General features: G+C 56.5%; 17 protein-coding genes. 7 read left to right on the forward strand and 10 right to left on the reverse strand.

Annotation, left to right across the window (positions count from 1 at the left end):
- Complete coding sequence (gene aroE / locus RGV06_RS14655; protein WP_019828620.1) at positions 1-822, forward strand: shikimate dehydrogenase; 822 nt, start codon at positions 1-3, stop codon at positions 820-822.
- A 51-nt stretch (positions 823-873) separates the two neighbouring features.
- On the opposite strand, the gene RGV06_RS14660 is transcribed toward aroE, so the two are convergent.
- Both RGV06_RS14660 and betC read right to left on the reverse strand, forming a co-directional pair.
- Positions 874-2,442 carry a SulP family inorganic anion transporter gene (locus RGV06_RS14660; protein WP_019828618.1) on the reverse strand — a complete coding sequence of 523 codons (1,569 nt, stop codon included), beginning with the start codon at positions 2,440-2,442 and terminating at the stop codon, positions 874-876.
- A gap of 10 nt (positions 2,443-2,452) precedes the next feature.
- Complete coding sequence (betC, locus tag RGV06_RS14665; RefSeq protein WP_322150307.1) at positions 2,453-4,006, reverse strand: choline-sulfatase; 1,554 nt, start codon at positions 4,004-4,006, stop codon at positions 2,453-2,455.
- A gap of 109 nt (positions 4,007-4,115) precedes the next feature.
- Here betC and RGV06_RS14670 point away from each other — a divergent pair, with 109 nt between their 5' ends.
- The 6 genes from RGV06_RS14670 to RGV06_RS14695 all read left to right on the forward strand — a co-directional run bounded on the left by RGV06_RS14670 (position 4,116) and on the right by RGV06_RS14695 (position 11,093).
- Complete coding sequence (locus RGV06_RS14670; protein ID WP_046809513.1) at positions 4,116-5,033, forward strand: choline sulfate utilization transcriptional regulator; 918 nt, start codon at positions 4,116-4,118, stop codon at positions 5,031-5,033.
- A 35-nt stretch (positions 5,034-5,068) separates the two neighbouring features.
- Positions 5,069-5,395: a DOPA 4,5-dioxygenase family protein gene (locus RGV06_RS14675; RefSeq protein ID WP_019828610.1), complete on the forward strand. Its 327-nt coding sequence runs from the start codon at positions 5,069-5,071 to the stop codon at positions 5,393-5,395.
- 286 nt (positions 5,396-5,681) lie between these two features.
- Entirely contained in the window at positions 5,682-6,218 is a 537-nt protein-coding gene (locus RGV06_RS14680) for a hypothetical protein (RefSeq protein WP_019828609.1), read from the forward strand.
- A gap of 73 nt (positions 6,219-6,291) precedes the next feature.
- Positions 6,292-7,731, forward strand: a complete 1,440-nt coding sequence (locus tag RGV06_RS14685; RefSeq protein WP_322150310.1) for a hypothetical protein — start codon at positions 6,292-6,294, stop codon at positions 7,729-7,731.
- A 674-nt stretch (positions 7,732-8,405) separates the two neighbouring features.
- Positions 8,406-10,364, forward strand: a complete 1,959-nt coding sequence (gene betT, locus RGV06_RS14690) for a choline transporter BetT (RefSeq protein WP_162207969.1) — start codon at positions 8,406-8,408, stop codon at positions 10,362-10,364.
- A gap of 471 nt (positions 10,365-10,835) precedes the next feature.
- The gene (locus RGV06_RS14695) at positions 10,836-11,093 is read left to right on the forward strand and encodes a hypothetical protein (RefSeq protein ID WP_019828606.1); all 258 of its coding nucleotides are present in this window, start codon (positions 10,836-10,838) and stop codon (positions 11,091-11,093) included.
- A gap of 71 nt (positions 11,094-11,164) precedes the next feature.
- Here the strand turns inward: RGV06_RS14695 and RGV06_RS14700 are convergent, their stop codons facing one another.
- The 8 genes from RGV06_RS14700 to RGV06_RS14735 form a co-directional block, all read right to left on the reverse strand.
- Entirely contained in the window at positions 11,165-11,380 is a 216-nt protein-coding gene (locus RGV06_RS14700) for a TOBE domain-containing protein (protein ID WP_003444581.1), read from the reverse strand.
- Positions 11,381-11,414: 34 nt separating this feature from the next.
- Positions 11,415-12,221, reverse strand: a complete 807-nt coding sequence (gene ssuB / locus RGV06_RS14705) for an aliphatic sulfonates ABC transporter ATP-binding protein (protein WP_322150316.1) — start codon at positions 12,219-12,221, stop codon at positions 11,415-11,417.
- Positions 12,218-13,024: an aliphatic sulfonate ABC transporter permease SsuC gene (gene ssuC, locus RGV06_RS14710; RefSeq protein WP_019828603.1), complete on the reverse strand. Its 807-nt coding sequence runs from the start codon at positions 13,022-13,024 to the stop codon at positions 12,218-12,220. Before ssuC ends, ssuB begins: the two co-directional genes overlap by 4 nt.
- Positions 13,025-13,031: 7 nt before the next feature.
- The gene (gene ssuD / locus RGV06_RS14715; protein WP_019828602.1) at positions 13,032-14,180 is read right to left on the reverse strand and encodes an FMNH2-dependent alkanesulfonate monooxygenase; all 1,149 of its coding nucleotides are present in this window, start codon (positions 14,178-14,180) and stop codon (positions 13,032-13,034) included.
- A 31-nt stretch (positions 14,181-14,211) separates the two neighbouring features.
- On the reverse strand, positions 14,212-15,177 hold the full coding sequence (locus RGV06_RS14720; RefSeq protein ID WP_019828601.1) for a sulfonate ABC transporter substrate-binding protein: 966 nt from the start codon (positions 15,175-15,177) through the stop codon (positions 14,212-14,214).
- A 188-nt stretch (positions 15,178-15,365) separates the two neighbouring features.
- Positions 15,366-15,959, reverse strand: a complete 594-nt coding sequence (ssuE, locus tag RGV06_RS14725; RefSeq protein ID WP_019828600.1) for an NADPH-dependent FMN reductase — start codon at positions 15,957-15,959, stop codon at positions 15,366-15,368.
- A 304-nt stretch (positions 15,960-16,263) separates the two neighbouring features.
- Positions 16,264-16,902 (reverse strand): peroxiredoxin, encoded by a 639-nt coding sequence (locus tag RGV06_RS14730; protein WP_019828599.1) that lies wholly within the window; start codon positions 16,900-16,902, stop codon positions 16,264-16,266.
- Positions 16,903-17,197: 295 nt separating this feature from the next.
- Entirely contained in the window at positions 17,198-18,547 is a 1,350-nt protein-coding gene (locus RGV06_RS14735) for an OprD family porin (protein WP_322150320.1), read from the reverse strand.
- Positions 18,548-18,952: the final 405 nt, after the last annotated feature.

Genomic DNA, 18,952 nt, shown 5'->3' on the forward strand with positions numbered 1-18,952 from the left:
ATGGACCGTTACGTCGTTTTTGGTAACCCGATTGCTCACAGCAAATCCCCGGTACTGCATCGCCTGTTTGCCGAACAAACCGGTCAGGTCATGCAATACGACACCTTGCTCGCGCCACTGGATGATTTTGCTGGCTGCGCGACGGAGTTCTTCCTTCAGGGGCGTGGCGCCAATGTGACGGTGCCCTTCAAAGAAGACGCCTACCGGCTGGCCGATAAACTGACGGCCCGCGCTCACCGTGCAGGTGCCGTCAACACGCTGAGCAAGCAGGCAGATGGCAGCTTGCTGGGGGACAACACCGACGGTGCAGGTCTGGTACGCGACCTCACGGTCAATGCCGGTTTCAGCCTCAAGGGCAAACGCATCCTGGTACTGGGCGCAGGCGGCGCGGTGCGGGGGGCGTTGGAACCCTTGCTGGCCGAGGGGCCGGCTTCTGTGACCATCGCCAATCGCACGGTTGAGAAGGCCGAGTTGCTGGCCGAACTGTTCAGCGACCTGGGCCCGGTAGCGGCCAGCGGTTTTGACTGGTTGCACGAGCCGGTCGACCTGATCATCAACGCCACCTCGGCCAGCTTGAGCGGTGAATTGCCACCCATTGCCAGCAGCCTGATCGAGCCGGGTAAAACCCTGTGCTACGACATGATGTACGGCAAGGAACCCACGCCGTTTTGCGTGTGGGCCGCCGGGCATGGCGCAGGTCAGGTCATGGACGGTCTGGGGATGCTGGCCGAACAGGCGGGCGAAGCGTTCTACCTGTGGCGCGGTGTGCGCCCTGATACGGCTCCGGCGTTGGCCGAGTTGCGCAGGTTGCTGGCGCTGTAAAGCAAGCGCTCAGCCCATCCTTTCGTGAGAGGGTTGGGCTGAGGGCCGACCTTAGGCCTCAAACAGAATCGGGCATTTATCCGCACCTTCCAGTTTTTTCAATTCCTCCACCACCTGCGCCCGCGCCCGGCGCAAGGTCAAACTGCGCCCCAGGCCCTGTAACCTGCGAGCCTCCTGATGCAACATTTCAACCCCTGAATAATCGATAAAGTTGATGTGCTGCGCCTCGATCACCACCCGCCGGCCCTGTGTGCGCTGCAAACGCACTTGCAGGTAATGGGCGGCGCCGAAAAAGATCGAACCGCCAACCCGCAACACCTCTTCGTCGCCCTCGCGCCATTGTTGAATGCGCGGGCGCGAGGTGCGCTTGAGATAGAAAAACAGCGAGGCCAGCACCCCGGCGTAAATTGCTGTTTGCAACTCCAGCAACAAGGTTGCGACGCAGGTCAGCGCCATCACTGCGAACTCGGCGCGGCTTACCCGCCACAGCGCCCGAATACCTCGCGTGTCTACCAGCCCCCAGCAAATCAGCAAAATACTCCCTGCCATCGCCGGGATCGGAATGTGCGCAATCAGCTTGGACCCGGTCACGGCGAACAACGCCACCCACAGCGCTGAAAACACCCCGGCCAGCGGTGAACGGGCCCCTCCTTCGTAGCTCAACCCCGAGCGTGTAAAGGAACCCGACGACAAATACCCCGAGAACAGCGAGCCCACCACGTTGGAAAGGCCTTGTGCGCGCACTTCCTGATTGGCATCGAGCATCTGCTGCGAACGTGTTGCTAACGAGCGGGCAATCGACAAGCTGGTCACCAACCCCAGCATGCCCACCGCCACGGCGCCCGGCAGCAAGCGCAAGAAGGTGTCCACATCCAGGGGGAGCGGGCTGAAGGGCGGCAAGCGGCCCACAAACGATTGCACCCGCTCGACATGCCCGAACACCTGCGGCAACAGCCACACTGCAAGGCTGGCGAGCACCAGGGTGATCAGCAATGTGGGCCAGCGTGGTAGCCAGTGTTTGAGCGCGATACCCAGTGCCAAGGTGCCCGCCCCCAGCCCCAGTGAGGCGGGATCGAATTGGCGAACATGGGCAAGCAGCGTCAACAGGCTGTCCAGAGCGGTAGCCCTGCTCGGTAAGTCCAGGCCCATTAGGTTCGGTAACTGGCCCAGCCCAATCACCACGGCCGCGCCCAGGGTGAAACCGAGCACCACCGAATGCGAGACAAAATTGGCGAGCGCGCCAAACTTCAGCACCCCCAATAGCCACTGAAACACCCCGGCCAGAAACGTCAGCAGCAGGACCAGGCCGATGTAATCCTGAGTGCCGGGCACCGCCAGCGGGCTGACGCTGGCAAACAGCACGATCGAAATTGCCGCCGTAGGGCCGCAAATCAAATGCCACGACGAACCCCACAAGCAAGCGATGATCACCGGCACGATGGCCGCATACAGCCCGTACTCGGGCGGTAAGCCGGCGATCAGGGCGTAGGCGATGGACTGCGGCAACGCCAGAATTGCACCACTGAGCCCCACCATTGCATCGCGGCTGACGCTGGCGCGGGTTTGCTTGGGCAGCCAGCTTAAGAACGGCAATAAGTGTGTGAGTTTGGGCCTGGCCATGTAGGACTCTTCAGATATCGGTCTTGGGCAGAGTGTCGTTTAACCCTGCCGGGTTCAAGCTGCCGGGTTGTGGATAACGTGCCGTGCGCTCCAGGTCGTCGAGGTCGATGTGGTTGCGCATATATTGCTGGCTGGCGTCGACCCACGGTTGATGATCCCAACTGGTGAGCTTGCCTGTGGCCAGCGCTTGTGTGACCAGTCGTCTGCGACGCTGGCTGGCAAGCACTTGCTGGTGAATCAGGGGGATGTCCCATTTGGCCCGAGCCTGGGCCAAAAATGCGCTGAACAGCGCCTGATGCCCGGGGGACTGACTGAGTTCTTGCTGTTCACGCGGGTCGTTGTGCAGGTCATACAGCAGGCAAGGATCGTCTTCACTGTAGATAAATTTGTAGGCCCCACGGCGGATCATCATCAACGGGCTGATGGTCCCTTCGGCCATGTACTCGCCAAACACTTCGTCATGCCCGCCTTCGCCGCGCAGATGAGGCACCAGCGAACGACCGTCCAGCGCCAGATTGTCCTCCAGCGTGCCACCCGCCAGTTCGACAAAGGTGGGCAGCAGGTCGGCGGTCGATACGGCGGCGCCAATGCGCGCCGCATCAAATTGCCCCGGTGCGTACACCATCAGCGGCACCCGTGCGGCCATCTCGAACCAGTGCATTTTGTACCAAAGCCCGCGCTCGCCCAGCATGTCGCCGTGATCGCCGGAAAACACGATCACCGTGTCATCTGCCAGCCCGGTGTCTTCAAGGGTTTGCAGCAGTCGACCGATGTTGTGGTCGATGTAGCTGCACGCGCCGAAATACGCGCGGCGGGCGTCGCGAATCTTATCCACAGGCAGCGGCTTGTCCCAGAGATCGTAGGCTTTGAGCAGGCGTTGCGAGTGTGGGTCGAGGCTGGCTTGTGGCGGGGTCTCGGGTAGCGGAATCTCTTCGTCGCCATACAAATCCCAGAACGGTTTGGGGATGGTGTACGGGTCGTGTGGATGGGTCATGGACACGGTCAGGCAAAATGGTTGATCGCCGTCCTGACGTATGTGATCGAACAGGTATTGCTGCGCCTTGAACACCACTTCTTCATCGAAATCCAGCTGATTGGTGCGCACACACGGCCCGGCTTGCAGCACCGAGGCCATGTTGTGGTACCAGCTGGGCCGCGCATCCGGCTCATCCCAATTGACCGACCAGCCATAGTCGGCGGGGTAAATATCACTGGTCAGGCGCTCCTCATAGCCATGCAATTGATCGGGCCCGCAAAAGTGCATCTTGCCCGCCAGTGCCGTGCGATAACCCAAACGGCGCAGGTAGTGTGCATAGGTCGGCACATCCGCGGGCAAGTCCGCCGCGTTGTCGTAGGCGCCGATTTTGCTCGGGAGCTGGCCGCTGACCAGGGTGAAGCGCGACGGCGCGCACAGCGGGCTGTTGCAGTACGCCGCGTCGAACACCACACCTTGAGCCGCCAAACGGCTCAAGTGCGGGAGTTTGATCGGGGACGGGCCGTAAATCGGCAACAACGGGGCGGCCATTTGGTCTGCCATGATGAACAGGATATTTTTGCGCGACATAAGGGGGCGGCCTTTCAATAATTTATGCGAAAGTGCTGACAAGCAGCATGAAGGCCACGTTTGTCGTGGTAAAACCCATGCACCACAATAACTCGGATAAGCACAGCTAATGTATGAAGCGCTGGGTAATGTGTCCCTCGACCTGCTGCGCACTTTTGAGGCGGCAGCCCGACATCGCAGTTTTACCGCCGCGGCACAGGAACTGGGTACTACCCAGCCAGCCATCAGCCAGCAACTCAAACGGCTGGAACAGCGCTTGGGTGTTCGCTTGTTTGATCGAATCTATCGCGGCATTGCCCTGACCGAGACGGGCCTTGGCCTGTTCTTGCATGTTCAGGCGGGTTTGCAACAAATCGACGCAGGTTTGCAGGCGTTACGTGAACAACCTGCCCGTGAAGTGCTGCAAGTCGCCACCGACTTTGCCTTTGCGGCGTATTGGTTGATGCCGCGTCTGCCGCGTTTTCACGGGCTTTACCCACACATTGATGTAAGTCTGATTACCCGCGAGCGTAGTCATGACGCCCTGCATGGCGATATCGACGTGGCAGTAGTGTTTGGCCAGGGGCGATTTGCTCAGGGTGAGTCCCAGTGGTTGTTCAACGAAGAAGTATTCCCGGTGTGCAGCCCGCACTTGCTGTCCGGCCAGGCGCTGCCGCTAGCGGCTCAGGCCCTGGGCGATTTCCCCTTGCTGCAATTGCGCGGTGAACATGCTCGCCAGTGGTTCGACTGGTATCGGCTATTTGACGCCCTCCAGCTTGGGCAGGCGCCTGCGCCGGGCCAGCTACGGTTCGACAACTACACGCTGCTGATTCAGGCCGCCATCGCCGGGCAAGGCATGGCCATTGGGTGGAAGCACCTTGTGGATAACTTGCTGGAGCAGGGTGTGCTGTGCCGCCCGTTTGCCGAGTCGGCTCAATCGGAATTTGGCTATTACGCGGTGATGCCTGCCCGAAAACGGCGTGGCAGGCTGGTCCAGGTCTTTGTCGACTGGATGCTGGCGGAGCAGAATGCGGGTGCAAGCCAGTGACCCAATTAAATGCATCCTTTAACACGAGGCCCCCTATGCAACGAATTAAGGGCTACCACGCCCACGTCTACTTCGACGCCTCGACCATCGATCAGGCGCGAGCTTTATGCGAAGAGGCCAGGCAACTGTTTGGCGTCACCATGGGCCGCGTCCACCAACGCCCGGTCGGCCCGCATCCGGACTGGAGCTGCCAGCTGGCGTTCGGCCCGGAGCTCATCGGCATCGTCCTGCCGTGGCTGGCGCTCAACCGCAACGGACTGGTGGTGTTCTTGCACCCTGATACCGGCAATGACCTGCGCGACCACACCGACCATGCGATCTGGATGGGCGCGATTCGGCCGCTGGATTTGTCTGTGTTTTAAACGGGGGCGCGCAGTTCAGCGCCCGGTTTAACCCTCTCCTACATACTATTTTTAGTTACGGAAATATCCGACATTAAGTACGGCGGCTTCGCTGTGGTCATATTTTGGTACAAGGCCTAAAGTTTTCAGGGCGATAAGATTTTTAATATTGAATCTTGGATGGTGTATGGAAATAACACGTCCAAAACCATGTTTCGCGCTGTGCTCTGGAGATTAAATGTTTCTGGTGGCTGTATTTAATCCTCCTGTGGATAAGGCGATACATCAGTAATATTGGAGGCTGGTAGTGCGTAGATATCTTCTAGGTGGGCTTATATCACTGGTGTTTGCTTGGGGCTCAATGCCCACCCATGCAGCTTGCACGTTTGTTAATAAAAAAACGAATATCAGTGTTTTTTCCTTTGATGTTTCGGATGAGGATTGTGAGCTTATTGATTTTAACCGTGAAACCGTGGTTACTCTTCGAGTTGAGTATCCGTCCATGAAGTTGGTTGACTATAAAAATAAATCTAACAATGTAATGGTATTAGTTCTATTTCCTATATCCGTTCCTCCGTTTGATATAAATCGAGTCACCCGAACATTAAAAACCATTGCGTCTTTTGATGGGGTTGAACTGTTAGAGGGTAGTGAGAAGATGTATAGAGTCGCGGGCCGTGATGGAAGCAATGCTTACATACATGAGTGGGACCTTATTTATGTGGGAAAAAGAGCGTACAAAAATATTTTTGGGGTTGACTATTTGTTTAAGCGTGAGATTTCCGACCTTAAAGAAGTCGATAATTTTGTGTTGAGTTTTCTGGATCGTTTTTTAATTAATTAATTAAGGAGGCGCCAATATGGTGCAAATACCTCTTACACCCGCGGATGTCATATACCTGAAAGGTAGACTCGCCGTGAAAGACTACGCGGGAGGATACCATTACTTATATAATGTTGCTCAAAAAGCCATTGCCAACCAGGCCGGTGGCGAAGTGAGAGACCAGATGTTGATGACGGCTAACTGGCTTATGGCTGCAAAATCTATCAATAATATTGACGGAAGCTTTGCAAGCGAACTGGTTTCCAATTCCATGCGATATGCAGTTGAGCGCTCCGGAAGGAAATTCACTTCGCGTATGTATAAAAATGCTTCTGACAGATTAGCCCACCAAGTTATTGAGGATTTTATTTATGCTAAAGGCATCTTGCCAATTCAACAGATTATTGAAAGAGACGTGCAAGCCGCAGTAAAACACCTAGGTTTGGAACCATGGCAATGGGCCGGGACGCTCGGTGATGAGTTTCCTGTGTGGGGGGGTGGACTAGGGCATAATTACGTTGAGATTCCGGGCCGTAACTTTTTAGAGCAAATGGAAAATTATGCCACGGTATTTATACAAAATGCCGCTGCTATTGGGATGATTTTCGAAAAGTATTTTGGCAATGCCTCAATGATTATACCTATTGTAATAAAGATAGTATTTGAAGATTTATTAGTAAAAGGTGTAGACGTTGATATTTCACTGCCTGTAGTTCCTGGTGGCGGTATAAGTAACGGTACGGCTGGTAGTCTTGACAGTGGCGGAAGTGGGTGGGCAGGTGGCGCTACTTCTGCATCGAACGGCTACAGCACAGGCGGAGGGGTACCTGTGACAAATATCGAAAGGCCAGCTGCTAATGTTGATATTTCCTTGGAAAGTGTTGGAGGTCTCAACTATATAACGCCAGAACAAATTGCAAGAATGAGATGCGCCTTAGAAAACAAAGTAGACCCTTTGATTTTGGATCTGGGTGGGGCCGGTGTAAAACTCACCAACCCTCATACCTCTCCTGTTCATTTCGACATGAACAACGATGGCGAGAAGGTGCAAACGGGGTGGAGCAGTACTGACGAGGGTATGGTTGTTTTGGACCTTGATGGCAACGGAAAAATTGATAATGTCTCGGAGTTGATGTCAGAGTATTTTGGTGCCGAACAAGGAAGCCGTGATTCTCCGAGTAAAAAAACCTTTGATAATGCATTTGATGCACTGCGCAGCCTGGATAGCAACAAAGACCTTAAGTTTGATAACCAGGATGAACGCTGGGGGGATGTGAGGGTTTGGGTTGATGCCAATCATGATGGCCAAAGCAGCATTGAGTCGACTAGTACAAGCGAGTTACATTCGCTGGACGAGTTAAGTATTTCACAGATTGATCTGAACTATACAAGGCCATTAGCAGATGCTCGAAATGGTAATGATATTGTAGGTGTCAGTGGTTTTACTCAAAAGGGTGAAATTAAAGAAGCAGTGGCCGTTAATTTTTCGACGATAACTCCCGATGAGCCATCGGCAGAGACATTGAAAAGTTAAGTTGATATAAATATCCGTTGAAAGAAAGAATTATTTTTCTATCGATTGATTTTTATCTAGGTTCTAATGTTAATTTCGATGTATGAAATAGAGTGTTTGTAGTCTTAAATTTTCGATAACTGTCATCGGGTAACATTATCAGGTGTTCTTTGTGAATCTCTGTTTGTTCGTATTGGTGCTTGTAGATTGCGGGCGCGAATACGAGATAAGTCTCTGGGACCACTTCAATCAATGGGGTTCCCCCCCTGCTGCAAATTCGTCGGTACTTTCTTCCTGAGGCGCTACTGATCGACGTCTAAATCAGTCTATTTTTTGATCACTGCGCTTCTGCGAGCTTTTTTTGGATTTTTTTTTTCAGCGCTCGAAAACCCCGTTTTCTTTTGCCGTCGCCCCCCCTGACAGCCCCACCCCACAACGGCTGAACGTTGGTCATGGCCATGTGTCATACCCAGTCATGAGCTAACGTATGAGACGTGTAGCCGTGGGCAGCGATTAGTGCTGAAAGGCCATCCATGTTTAACTTGAATGCTCGTTCAACTTAAACCGGTGGTCCGCTGCCCGCTCACAACAGGAGGCTAACCCTTGCCGAATCCGCTCTTTTTGATCCCGTTTTATCTCTATAAGGTGCACATCCAATGAGTGTACCGATCACGCCTGAAACGTCTTCGATCCGCATGAACCCACCGGTATTTTACTTTGCCGCCGTGTTTATCCTGATCTTTGGCCTGGTGGTTATCTCCATGCCGCAAGCCGCCGGGGAATGGCTGCTGGCAGCACAAAACTGGGCGGCCAATACGGTCGGCTGGTACTACATGTTAGCGATGACCCTGTATCTGATCTTCGTGGTCGTCACCGCCTTGTCCGGCTACGGCAAGATTAAGCTCGGTGCCGACCACGACGAACCCGAGTTCAGTTACCTGTCCTGGGCGGGCATGCTGTTCGCCGCCGGGATCAGCATCACGCTATTTTTCTTTTGTGTGTCCGAACCCCTGACCCATATGCTCGCCCCGCCTCAAGGCCCGGCCGGCACGTCAGAGGCTGCGCGCCAAGGCATGCAGTTGCTGTTCCTGCACTGGGGCCTGCATGGCTGGGGCGTGTTCGCCTTTGTAGGCATGGCGCTGGCCTACTTCGCCTACCGCCACAACTTACCGCTGGCGCTGCGCTCGGCGCTGTACCCGCTGATCGGCAAGCGCATCAACGGGCCTATCGGCTATGCGGTGGATGGCTTTGGCATCATCGCCACCGTATTTGGTCTGGGCGCCGACATGGGCTTTGGGGTGCTTCACCTCAATTCCGGGCTCGATTACCTGTTCGGCCTGCCTCACACCCAATGGGTACAAGTAGGGCTGATCACGCTGATGATGGGCGCAGCCATTTTGGTGGCCATTGCGGGCGTGGACAAAGGCGTGCGGGTGATGTCCGACATCAACATGCTGCTGGCGTGCGCGCTGCTGCTGTTTGTGCTGTTCGCAGGCCCCACCCAGCATTTGCTCAACACCCTGGTGCAAAACATCGGTGACTATCTGGGCGCGTTGCCGACCAAGAGTTTCGACGTGTACGCCTATGACAAACCAAGCGACTGGCTGGGCGGCTGGACCGTGTTCTATTGGGCCTGGTGGATCGCATGGTCGCCGTTTGTGGGCCTGTTTATTGCGCGTATTTCCCGTGGTCGCACCATCCGCGAATTCGTGTTTGGCGTACTGCTGATTCCACTGGGCTTCACCCTGGCGTGGATGTCGATTTTCGGCAACAGCGCCATTGATCAGGTGCTCAACCACGGCATGGTTGCCCTCGGCCAGTCGGCTATCGACGACCCGTCGCGCACGCTGTACCTGCTGCTGGAGACCTACCCGTGGAGCCGGACCGTGATTGCGGTGACGGTGTTTATCAGCTTTGTGTTCTTCGTGACCTCGGCCGACTCCGGCACCGTGGTGCTGTCCACCCTCTCGGCGCGCGGCAATAACGCTGACGAAGATGGTCCTAAATGGTTGCGGGTGTTCTGGGGTGCGATGACCGCGCTGGTCACCAGTGCGCTGTTGTTCTCGGGCAGTATCGATGCGCTCAAGTCAGCGGTGGTGCTCACGTCGCTGCCGTTCTCGCTGATTTTGCTGCTGATGATGTGGGGCCTGCACAAGGCGTTCTACCTTGAGTCGCAGAAGCAAATCGCGCAGATGCACTCCCTGGCGCCGGTTTCGCACTCGCGTCGCGGTGGTTGGCGTCAGCGCCTGAGTCAGGCCGTGCACTTCCCGTCCCGTGACGAGGTGTATCGCTTTATGGATACCACCGTGCGCCCGGCGATTGAAGAAGTGAGCGCGGTGTTCCTGGAAAAAGGCCTGAATGTCGTCACCCAGCCCGACCCGGCCAACGACAACGTAAGCCTGGAAATCGGCCATGGCGATGAACATCCGTTCATCTACCAGGTGCAGATGCGCGGCTACTTCACGCCGTCCTTTGCCCGTGGTGGTTTTGGCAAAAAAGAGCAACTGCGCAATCGTCGTTACTACCGCGCTGAAGTGCATTTGGCCGAAGGCAGTCAGGATTACGACCTGACGGGCTACACCAAAGAGCAAATCATCAACGACATCCTCGATCAGTACGAACGCCATATGCAGTTTTTGCATTTGGTGCGCTGACAGCCAGGGCCCGCCTGCAATGGGCGGGCCCTGCCCTTGGGTCCACGAAAAAGTGCAGTTTGCACTCGAAAAAACCGAAGGTGTGTGTGGGAGCGATCCTGCTCGCGAATGGCCTTCGCGAGCAGGCTCGCTCCCACAGCTAAGGTCGGTATTTACAGACCCTTCGCGCACTTGTGTGGGATCGGGCTTTCACGCTCGGCACCCCATTGTGATGCCCCAGGCGGGCTGCCTATAGTCCGCCCCGTCGCTGAAAAATCAGCGATCAGGCGTGCAAGCCTGATTATTGGATTTCAACTTTTCATATCGCTTGGTAGGCTCTGCGCCTGCAATCGGCGTTATGGCGGTTGTGCGCGGGAGATCTTCGGGTCTGCCGGGTCCCAATAACCGGTCTTGCACACCCGCGCACAACTGCCACCTTCTTTCTGCGTGCAAGCTGATCGGAGTGGCTCCTCAAATTATTGGAGTTCAACCATGACGCATTACATCCCCCAAACCGACAACCCCGTCGGTTCAACCGTTTTGTTAATCGACTCCCTCGCCTCTGTACCTGCCCTGCTGGCCTGTGCCGAGCAGCGCATTCAGGCGGCCAAGAATTTGTTGCGCTGTTTGGCGCTGATGAGCGGCCACAGCCATGACCCCCATGATTTGAGCGCGGTGTGCGAGGCGTCGTCTTTGTTGTTGCAGCAAGGCTGTGATGTGTTGGGGGTGCTGGCGCTGCGCGATGCCTGATTGCACGTACCCACTGCCCACAAAAAACCCCGAAGGGCTCACACCTTTCGGGGTTGTGGATAAACCACGGTTTACAGCTTGGCGATGGACACTTCGGTGGATTTTACAAACGCGATCACTTCGCTGCCGACCACCAGTTCCAGCTCTTTGACCGAGCGGGTGGTGATGACGGAGGTCACGATGCCTGACGCGGTCTGTACGTCGATTTCCGACAGTACGTCGCCCAGTACGATTTCCTTGATGTGGCCTTTGAACTGGTTGCGAACGTTGATGGCTTTAATGGTCATGGTGTCGATTCCTGTCTTGGGATTAAAAGTGGTTTTATTGCGCCCAGCGCAGTTGCGTAGGCAGCGGTGCAACGGGTTCCGGCTCAGGTGGCGAGCCAGGCAGTGCGAGAACACGGTTCAGTACTTCGGTTTCCAGTGCAGCCAGACGGTGCGAGCCGCGTACCCGAGGGCGTTGCAGATCGACGGTGAGGTCCAGCCCCACCTGCCCGTCTTCAATCAAAATCACCCGGTCAGCAATCGCGACGGCTTCGCTGACGTCGTGTGTCACCAGCAACACGGTAAAACCATGCTGGCGCCACAGGCGTTCGATCAGGTCCTGCATTTCAATGCGGGTCAGGGCATCCAGTGCGCCCAGCGGTTCGTCGAGCAGCAGCAAGCGCGGCTGGTGGATCAGGGCGCGGGCCAGGGCCACACGCTGTTTTTGCCCGCCCGACAATGCTGCGGGCCATTCATTGGCTCGTTCGGCCAGACCCACTTCTTCCAGTGCCTTGAGCGCTTTGGGGCGCCAGTTACCTTTAAGGCCAAGGCCTACGTTATCGATGACTTTTTTCCAGGGCAGTAGGCGCGCCTCCTGAAACATCAGTCGCGTGTCTTCACGGGCCGCTTGCAGCGGTGCGCTACCGGCCAGTAATTGGCCTGCGGTGGGCTGATCGAGCCCGGCCAGCAGGCGCATCAGGGTGCTTTTGCCGCAACCGCTGCGGCCTACGATGGCGACAAATTGCCCCGCCGGGATGTGCAGATTGATATCTCGCAGCACCAGCCGCTCGCCGAAGGCTTTTTGCAGGCCGTTGATGGCCAGCGGGATGCCCTGGCGCAAACGTGGAGGTTGTTGAGCTGTCATGCTGCACCGCCTTTAACGACTTGATAGGCCGGGTGCCAGCGCAACCAGATGCGCTCCAGACCACGGGCTGCGGTATCGGCCAGTTTGCCGAGCACGGCGTACAAAACAATTGCCAGCACCACCACGTCGGTTTGCAAGAACTCCCGGGCGTTCATCGCCAGGTAGCCGATGCCGGAGCTGGCCGAGATGGTTTCGGCCACGATCAACGTCAGCCACATAAAGCCCAGGGCAAAGCGCACGCCCACCAGGATCGAAGGCAGCGCCCCCGGCAAGATCACCTGCCAGAACAGGCTGAAACCGGACAACCCGTAGTTGCGCGCCATCTCGACCAGCGCCGGGTCGACGTTGCGGATGCCGTGGTAGGTGTTGAGGTAGATCGGGAATAAAGTCCCCAGTGCTACCAGAAATATCTTCGCCGACTCATCGATACCGAACCACAGGATGACCAGCGGAATCAGCGCCAGGTGCGGCACGTTGCGGATCATTTGCACCGAGCTGTCGAGCAGGCGTTCGCCCCATTTCGACAGGCCGGTGATAAAGCCCAGCGCCAGGCCGATGCTGCCGCCGATGGCAAAGCCCAACCCGGCACGCCAGCCGCTGATGGCCAGGTGTTTCCAGATTTCGCCACTGCGAACCAGCTCGATCCCGGCCGCGATCACGGCGCTGGGAGCGGGCAGGATGCGTGTCGACAACCAGCCCGCCGACACGGACAGCTGCCACACCGCCAGCAGCAACACAGGCAAGGCCCAGGGCGCAAGGGTGTGACCGATTTTATTGAGGCCCAAGGCCTTGCCTGAACTCATGGCGACCTCAGCTCTGCGACGCAGCTTTAGGGAGAATGTCATTGGCGACCATTTCGCCAAACGGGCTTACGTAACTTGCGCCTTTTGGCAGTTCCGGACGTTCGATATCCAGGTGCGGAAACAGCAGTTCAGCCACGCGGTACGACTCTTCCAGGTGCGGGTAGCCGGAGAAGATGAACGTGTCGATGCCCAGATCGGCGTATTCCTGAACCCGTGCAGCCACGGTTGGGCCGTCACCGACCAGTGCCGTGCCGGCACCGCCACGCACCAGGCCCACGCCGGCCCACAGGTTGGGGCTGACTTCAAGGTTGTCGCGGCTACCGCCATGCAGGGCGGCCATGCGTTGCTGGCCGACCGAGTCGAAGCGCGACAGCGAGGCTTGAGCGCGGGCGATGGTATCGTCGTCCAGATGGGAAATAAGTTTGTCGGCGGCTTTCCAAGCCTCTTCGTTGGTTTCACGCACAATCACGTGCAGACGAATGCCGAAGCGTACGGTGCGCCCCAGCTTGGCGGCCTTGGCACGTACCTGTTCGATTTTTTCGGCGACGGCGGCCGGTGGCTCGCCCCAGGTCAGCACCATTTCAACTTGTTCGGCAGCCAGGTCTTGCGCAGCTTCCGACGATCCACCGAAGTACAGCGGCGGGCGCGGTTGCTGGATTGGCGGGTAGAGCAATTTCGCGCCTTTGACGGTGATGTGTTCGCCGTCGTAGTCCACGGTTTCGCCTTCGAGCACACGACGCCAGATGCGGGTGAATTCCACCGAAGCCTGATAGCGCTCTTCGTGGCTGAGGAACAAACCATCACCGGCCAGCTCTTCGGGGTCGCCGCCGGTTACCAGGTTAAACAGCGCGCGGCCACCAGACAGACGGTCCAGGGTCGCGGCCTGACGTGCCGCCACGGTGGGCGAAACAATGCCCGGGCGCAGGGCCACCAAAAATTTCAGACGCTGGGTCACGGGGATCAGCGCTGCCGCTACCAGCCATGAGTCTTCGCACGAACGCCCTGTCGGAATCAGCACCCCGCCAAAGCCCAGGCGGTCTGCGGCCTGTGCGACTTGTTGCAGGTAACCGTAGTCAACGGCACGAGCGCCTTCGGAGGTGCCAAGGTAATGGCCGTCACCGTGGGTAGGCAGGAACCAGAAAATATTGAGGCTCATGGAGTGGTCTCCTAAATGGGGGCAGCAAGCGTTAGTTGGCTTTGGCCAGATTGGCCGGGGGCGTCCAGATCACGTCTTTCACAACGAGCGGCTTGGGAATCAGCTTGAGCTGGTAAAAACTGTCGGCAATTTTTTGCTGGGCGTTGACCACTTCGGGGGTCAAGAACTGCGCGCCGTAGCCTTGGCGTTTGACCGCCGTGAGGGTGATTTCTGGTGACAAGCCCAGCAGCGGCGCGACTTGTTCGGTCACGTCTTCAGGGTGGGCTTTGGCCCATTCGCCAATGTTGCGCACTTCATCGACCAGGGTTTCGATCACCTTGGGATGCTGTTCGGCGTACGGCTTGGTGGCCAGATAGAACTGATGGTTGTCGGCGATGCCGCTGGCGTCACGCAGGGTGCGCGCTTGCAGCTGTTGTTCGGCCGCGGCCTGGTACGGGTCCCAAATCACCCAGGCATCGACACTGCCACGCTCAAACGCCGCGCGGGCATCGGCAGGTGGCAGGAACACGGTCTGGATATCGGTGTATTTCAGGCCCGCATCCTCAAGGGCACGCACTAACAGGTAGTGAACGTTGGAGCCTTTGTTGAGTACGACCTTTTTGCCTTTCAGGTCTTTGACCGAGGTGATCGGTGAGTCCTTGGGCACCAGAATCGCTTCACTGGTCGGGGCTGGCGGCTCGTAGGCCACGTAGAGCAGATCGGCGCCTGCTGCCTGGGCGAAAACAGGTGGGGTTTCACCGGTTACGCCGAAGTCGATGGAGCCTACGTTCAGGCCCTCAAGCAGCTGCGGGCCACCGGGGAACTCAGTCCATTGCACGTCAACGCCCTGCTCGGCCAGACGCTTGTCCAGCGTGCCTTTAGCCTTGAGCAGCATCAGCGTGCCGTATTTTTGGTAACCGATGCGCAAGGTATCGGCTTGAGCCTGGGTAACAGCGCCGAAGGACACAGCCGCAGCTAACAGTGCGACCAGACCACGACGCAAAATGACAGGGCGCATGGCGCTCTCCTTTTGAGGTTCGAGATTCGGGTAGCACCTGCCGAGCCGTTAGCGGATCAGTAAGGTGAAGGGTGATGCTTTATCTGTGGGAGCGAGCCTGCCCGCGATTCAGGCGATGTATTTTTCTGATACACCGCAGCGATCTTTTCGCGAGCAGGCTCGCTCCCACAGTTGAGTAATGTGTTGGCTCAGATACTCCAGCGAGCCGTGACCAGGCGCTCGTTGAGGATGCTGGGGTCCAGTGGCTTGGGGCGGCGTGCCAGAGCGCTGTAAAACTGCTCAAGCGATTCGTTCATACGCTGTTCCAGCACCGGCACCAGTTGCGCGGGTGCGCCGCCTTCGCCGTAAGCAATCTGGCTGTCTTCGGCAAAAATGCCGTGCAGCATTTCCTGGGCCTTGAGCGCCGACAGTACGGGCTTGAGTGCGTAGTCCACGGCCAGCATGTGGGCGATGCTGCCACCGGTGGCGATGGGCAACACCACTTTGTGGCTCAGGGCGCGTTCGGGCAGCAGGTCGAGCACGGTTTTCAGTGCGCCGCTGAACGAGGCTTTGTAAACCGGAGTCGCAATCACCAGGCCGTCGGCGTTTTCAATTTGCTGCAGCAGGTCGATAATTTTTGGGCTGTCGAAACGTGCGTGCAACAAGTCCTCGGCCGGAAAATCCCGTACCTGATAACTCACCACTTCGACGCCTTGCTGGTTGAGCCAGCGTTTGGCGTGATCCAGCAACACTCCCGAACGGGATCGTTGGCTTGGGCTTCCTCCGAGTGTCACGACCAGCATCTAGGCGTTTCCTTGAATGAATTTGTGCAATTCGCTGTCAGCGTTTTCGCTTGAGTGAATAGACCTTAACAGGTGATTTATATATCTATAAATCATATTTATTCATTTGTTTATTCTTAAAATGCATATGCGATTGTGTTAAACGAAACGCAAAAAAAAGGCCGTCGAAACGGCCAGAAACCCTGCTGAAGACACTGGTTGTGTGGGAGCGGGCTTGCTCGCGATGGGATCGCTGCGGTGCATCTGAAAAACCGCAGCGCCTTGATCGCGAGCAAGCCCGCTCCCACAAGGGATGACATTCACATTACTTATTGGGCTGCGGCGTGAGGCGCAAGTAGGGCTTCACGGCGCGGTAGCCCTTGGGGAAGCGTTTCTTGATCTCGTCTTCGTCCTTGAGCGAGGGCACGATCACCACGTCGTCGCCGTCCTGCCAGTTGGCCGGGGTCGCTACCTTGTAGTTGTCGGTCAGTTGCAGCGAATCGATCACCCGCAGGATTTCGTTGAAGTTGCGCCCGGTGCTGGCCGGATAGGTGATGGTCAGGCGGATTTTTTTGTTCGGATCAATCACGAACAACGAGCGCACCGTCAGGGTGTCGCTGGCATTGGGGTGGATCAAGTCGTAGAGGTCGGACACTTTACGGTCGGCATCGGCCAGGATCGGGAAGTTGACTACGGTGTTTTGGGTTTCGTTGATGTCTTCGATCCACTTGTGGTGCGAGTCCACCGGGTCTACCGACAGCGCGATGGCTTTGACGCCACGCTTGGCAAACTCATCCTTGAGCTTGGCGGTAAAGCCCAGTTCGGTGGTGCACACCGGTGTGAAGTCGGCCGGGTGCGAGAACAACACCCCCCAGCTGTCGCCCAGCCATTCATGGAAGTGGATCTTGCCAGCGCTGGAATCCTGTTCGAAATCGGGGGCGATATCGCCGAGTCTGAGGCTCATGGTGCAGCTCCTTTTTATAGGGAATGGCAGGGCGTGATGGCTTTACTCTGCCTGCGTCACGAGCTAATTAAAAAGAATAAATATCGATTTTGTTAGGTCAGAAAGGAATATTAAAAACTGTTTCATTGGACGCAACAAAGCCCCGGGTCCACTCTGGACTCAGGTTTAGGCAAGGGGAGCGGCAGGGAGCTGCGACATTTGAATGTGTTGCGAATTGACCGTTCAGGTCTTCGGTAAACACCCTGCCCGGCATTGCGCCGGGCAGGATTTTTCTAACCTTTGATCTACAACCGGCTTACAGCAACGGGATCGAGTAGCTGACGATTAGACGGTTTTCGTCCTGGTCGCGCAGGCCGGCAATATCGTTGCGCCACATGGCGTTTTTCCACATGAAGCCGAGGTTTTTCAGCGCGCCTTCCTGGATCACGTACGCCACGGTGATATCGCGTTCCCATTCGGAAGCGCCCTTGCTGGTTTGTACTGTGCTGCTGTTGTAGGTGTCGATGTTATCGCCACGCAGGTAAACCGCGCCCGCCGTCAGGCCAGGAACGCCCACTTTAGCGAAGTCATACGAGTAGCGTGCCTGCCAGGTACGTTCGCCAGCACGGGCAAATTTCGAGATCTGCATGTCGGTCGGGATGTAAGCCGACGCGCCGTCGCCCTGGTTCAGGAACGGGAAGTCGCTGCTGCCGTTGCTGACCTGGTAACCGCCACCGAAGGTATGACCTTCAACGGTGTACAGGAACAGGCCGCTGATCAGGTTGTTGTCGACCTTGCCCTTGCCGTTGGCCTGGGTGTGGTAACTGCCCGAAGAGTAGTAGGCAGGGACGCTGCCGTTCTTGCCGTCGTCGCTGCTGTTGAAGTAGCGCAGGTCTGTTTTCAACACGCCCGGGCCGATGGACCAGTTGTGAACCAGGCCCAGGAAGTGTTGCTTGTAGAATTCTTCCAGGTTGCCGTAGTAGTACTGCAGCAACAGGTCTTTGTTGACCTTGTAGTCGACACCGCCGTACAGGAACTTGTTGCTGTTGGCTGTACGAGCGTTCGCACCACCAATCGACATTTGTTCTTCGCTGCTGGAGTTACGGCCTTTCACGTGTTCGATTTGACCACCGATCAGGGTCACATCCTTGAACTCGTTGGAGGTGATTTGGCCACCTTCAAAGGTCTGTGGCAGCAGGCGACCATCGTTGTACGAGATGACCGGCAGTTTCGGCATCAGCGTGCCGTAGCGCAGTTCGGTCTGGGAGATCTTGGCTTTTGCTGTCAGGCCCAGGCTGGAGTAGTCATTAACGGCGTCACCGTTGGACTTACTTGGGAATACAGTACCGCCGTAGGAGTTACCGCTGCGACCATTAGTGCCGCCGCCCGAGTCCAGGCGCACGCCCAACAGGCCAATGGCATCAATACCAAAACCGACTGTGCCTTGAGTGAAGCCAGAGGTGAAGTCCAGCTGGAAGCCTTGGCCCCATTCTTCGGCCTTGCTTTGAGCGCCAGCCGCTTTGGTGCCCGAATCACGGTTGTCGTTGTTGATGTAGAAGTTACGCAGTTTCAGCGTGGCCTTGCTGTCTTCAATGAAGCCAGCAGCACTTGCTTGTTGTGCCAACAACCCTACGGCCACAGCGATGGCCAAGGTGGACTTGTTCATTGTGTTGCTCCTTTGCGTTTCTAATTTTTGTATTTCTTTAGTCCCGGATCTGATGTCTGGGTGCTTCAGATGCGCGATTAGCGCCAGACGGTGACTGGCAAGTCAATCGTAACCAATCGTGTCTACGACCTTTGTCTAGTCTTCCGTCGTTTGTGCGCAGATTAATGGCTATTTTATAAACCTAAAAAGAATTATTTCTAACCTTTTCAGATCAAACAGGCATAAAGAAGGATATTTCCTACGCGCACGAATAGGAATGCTATCGGTCTTTCGTCTAATTCCTAAACATAATTTCATGAATCTTTTAATAGCGTTTGGTTCTTAAACCCTTGACCCGATCACATCCGGGTCAAAAGGCCGTATCAGTTGCTGAACGATTACGGCTGGAGAGGTGGCGGAACTACA

The organism is Pseudomonas sp. CCI3.1 (assembly GCF_034313985.1).
Classification (GTDB): domain Bacteria; phylum Pseudomonadota; class Gammaproteobacteria; order Pseudomonadales; family Pseudomonadaceae; genus Aquipseudomonas; species Aquipseudomonas psychrophila.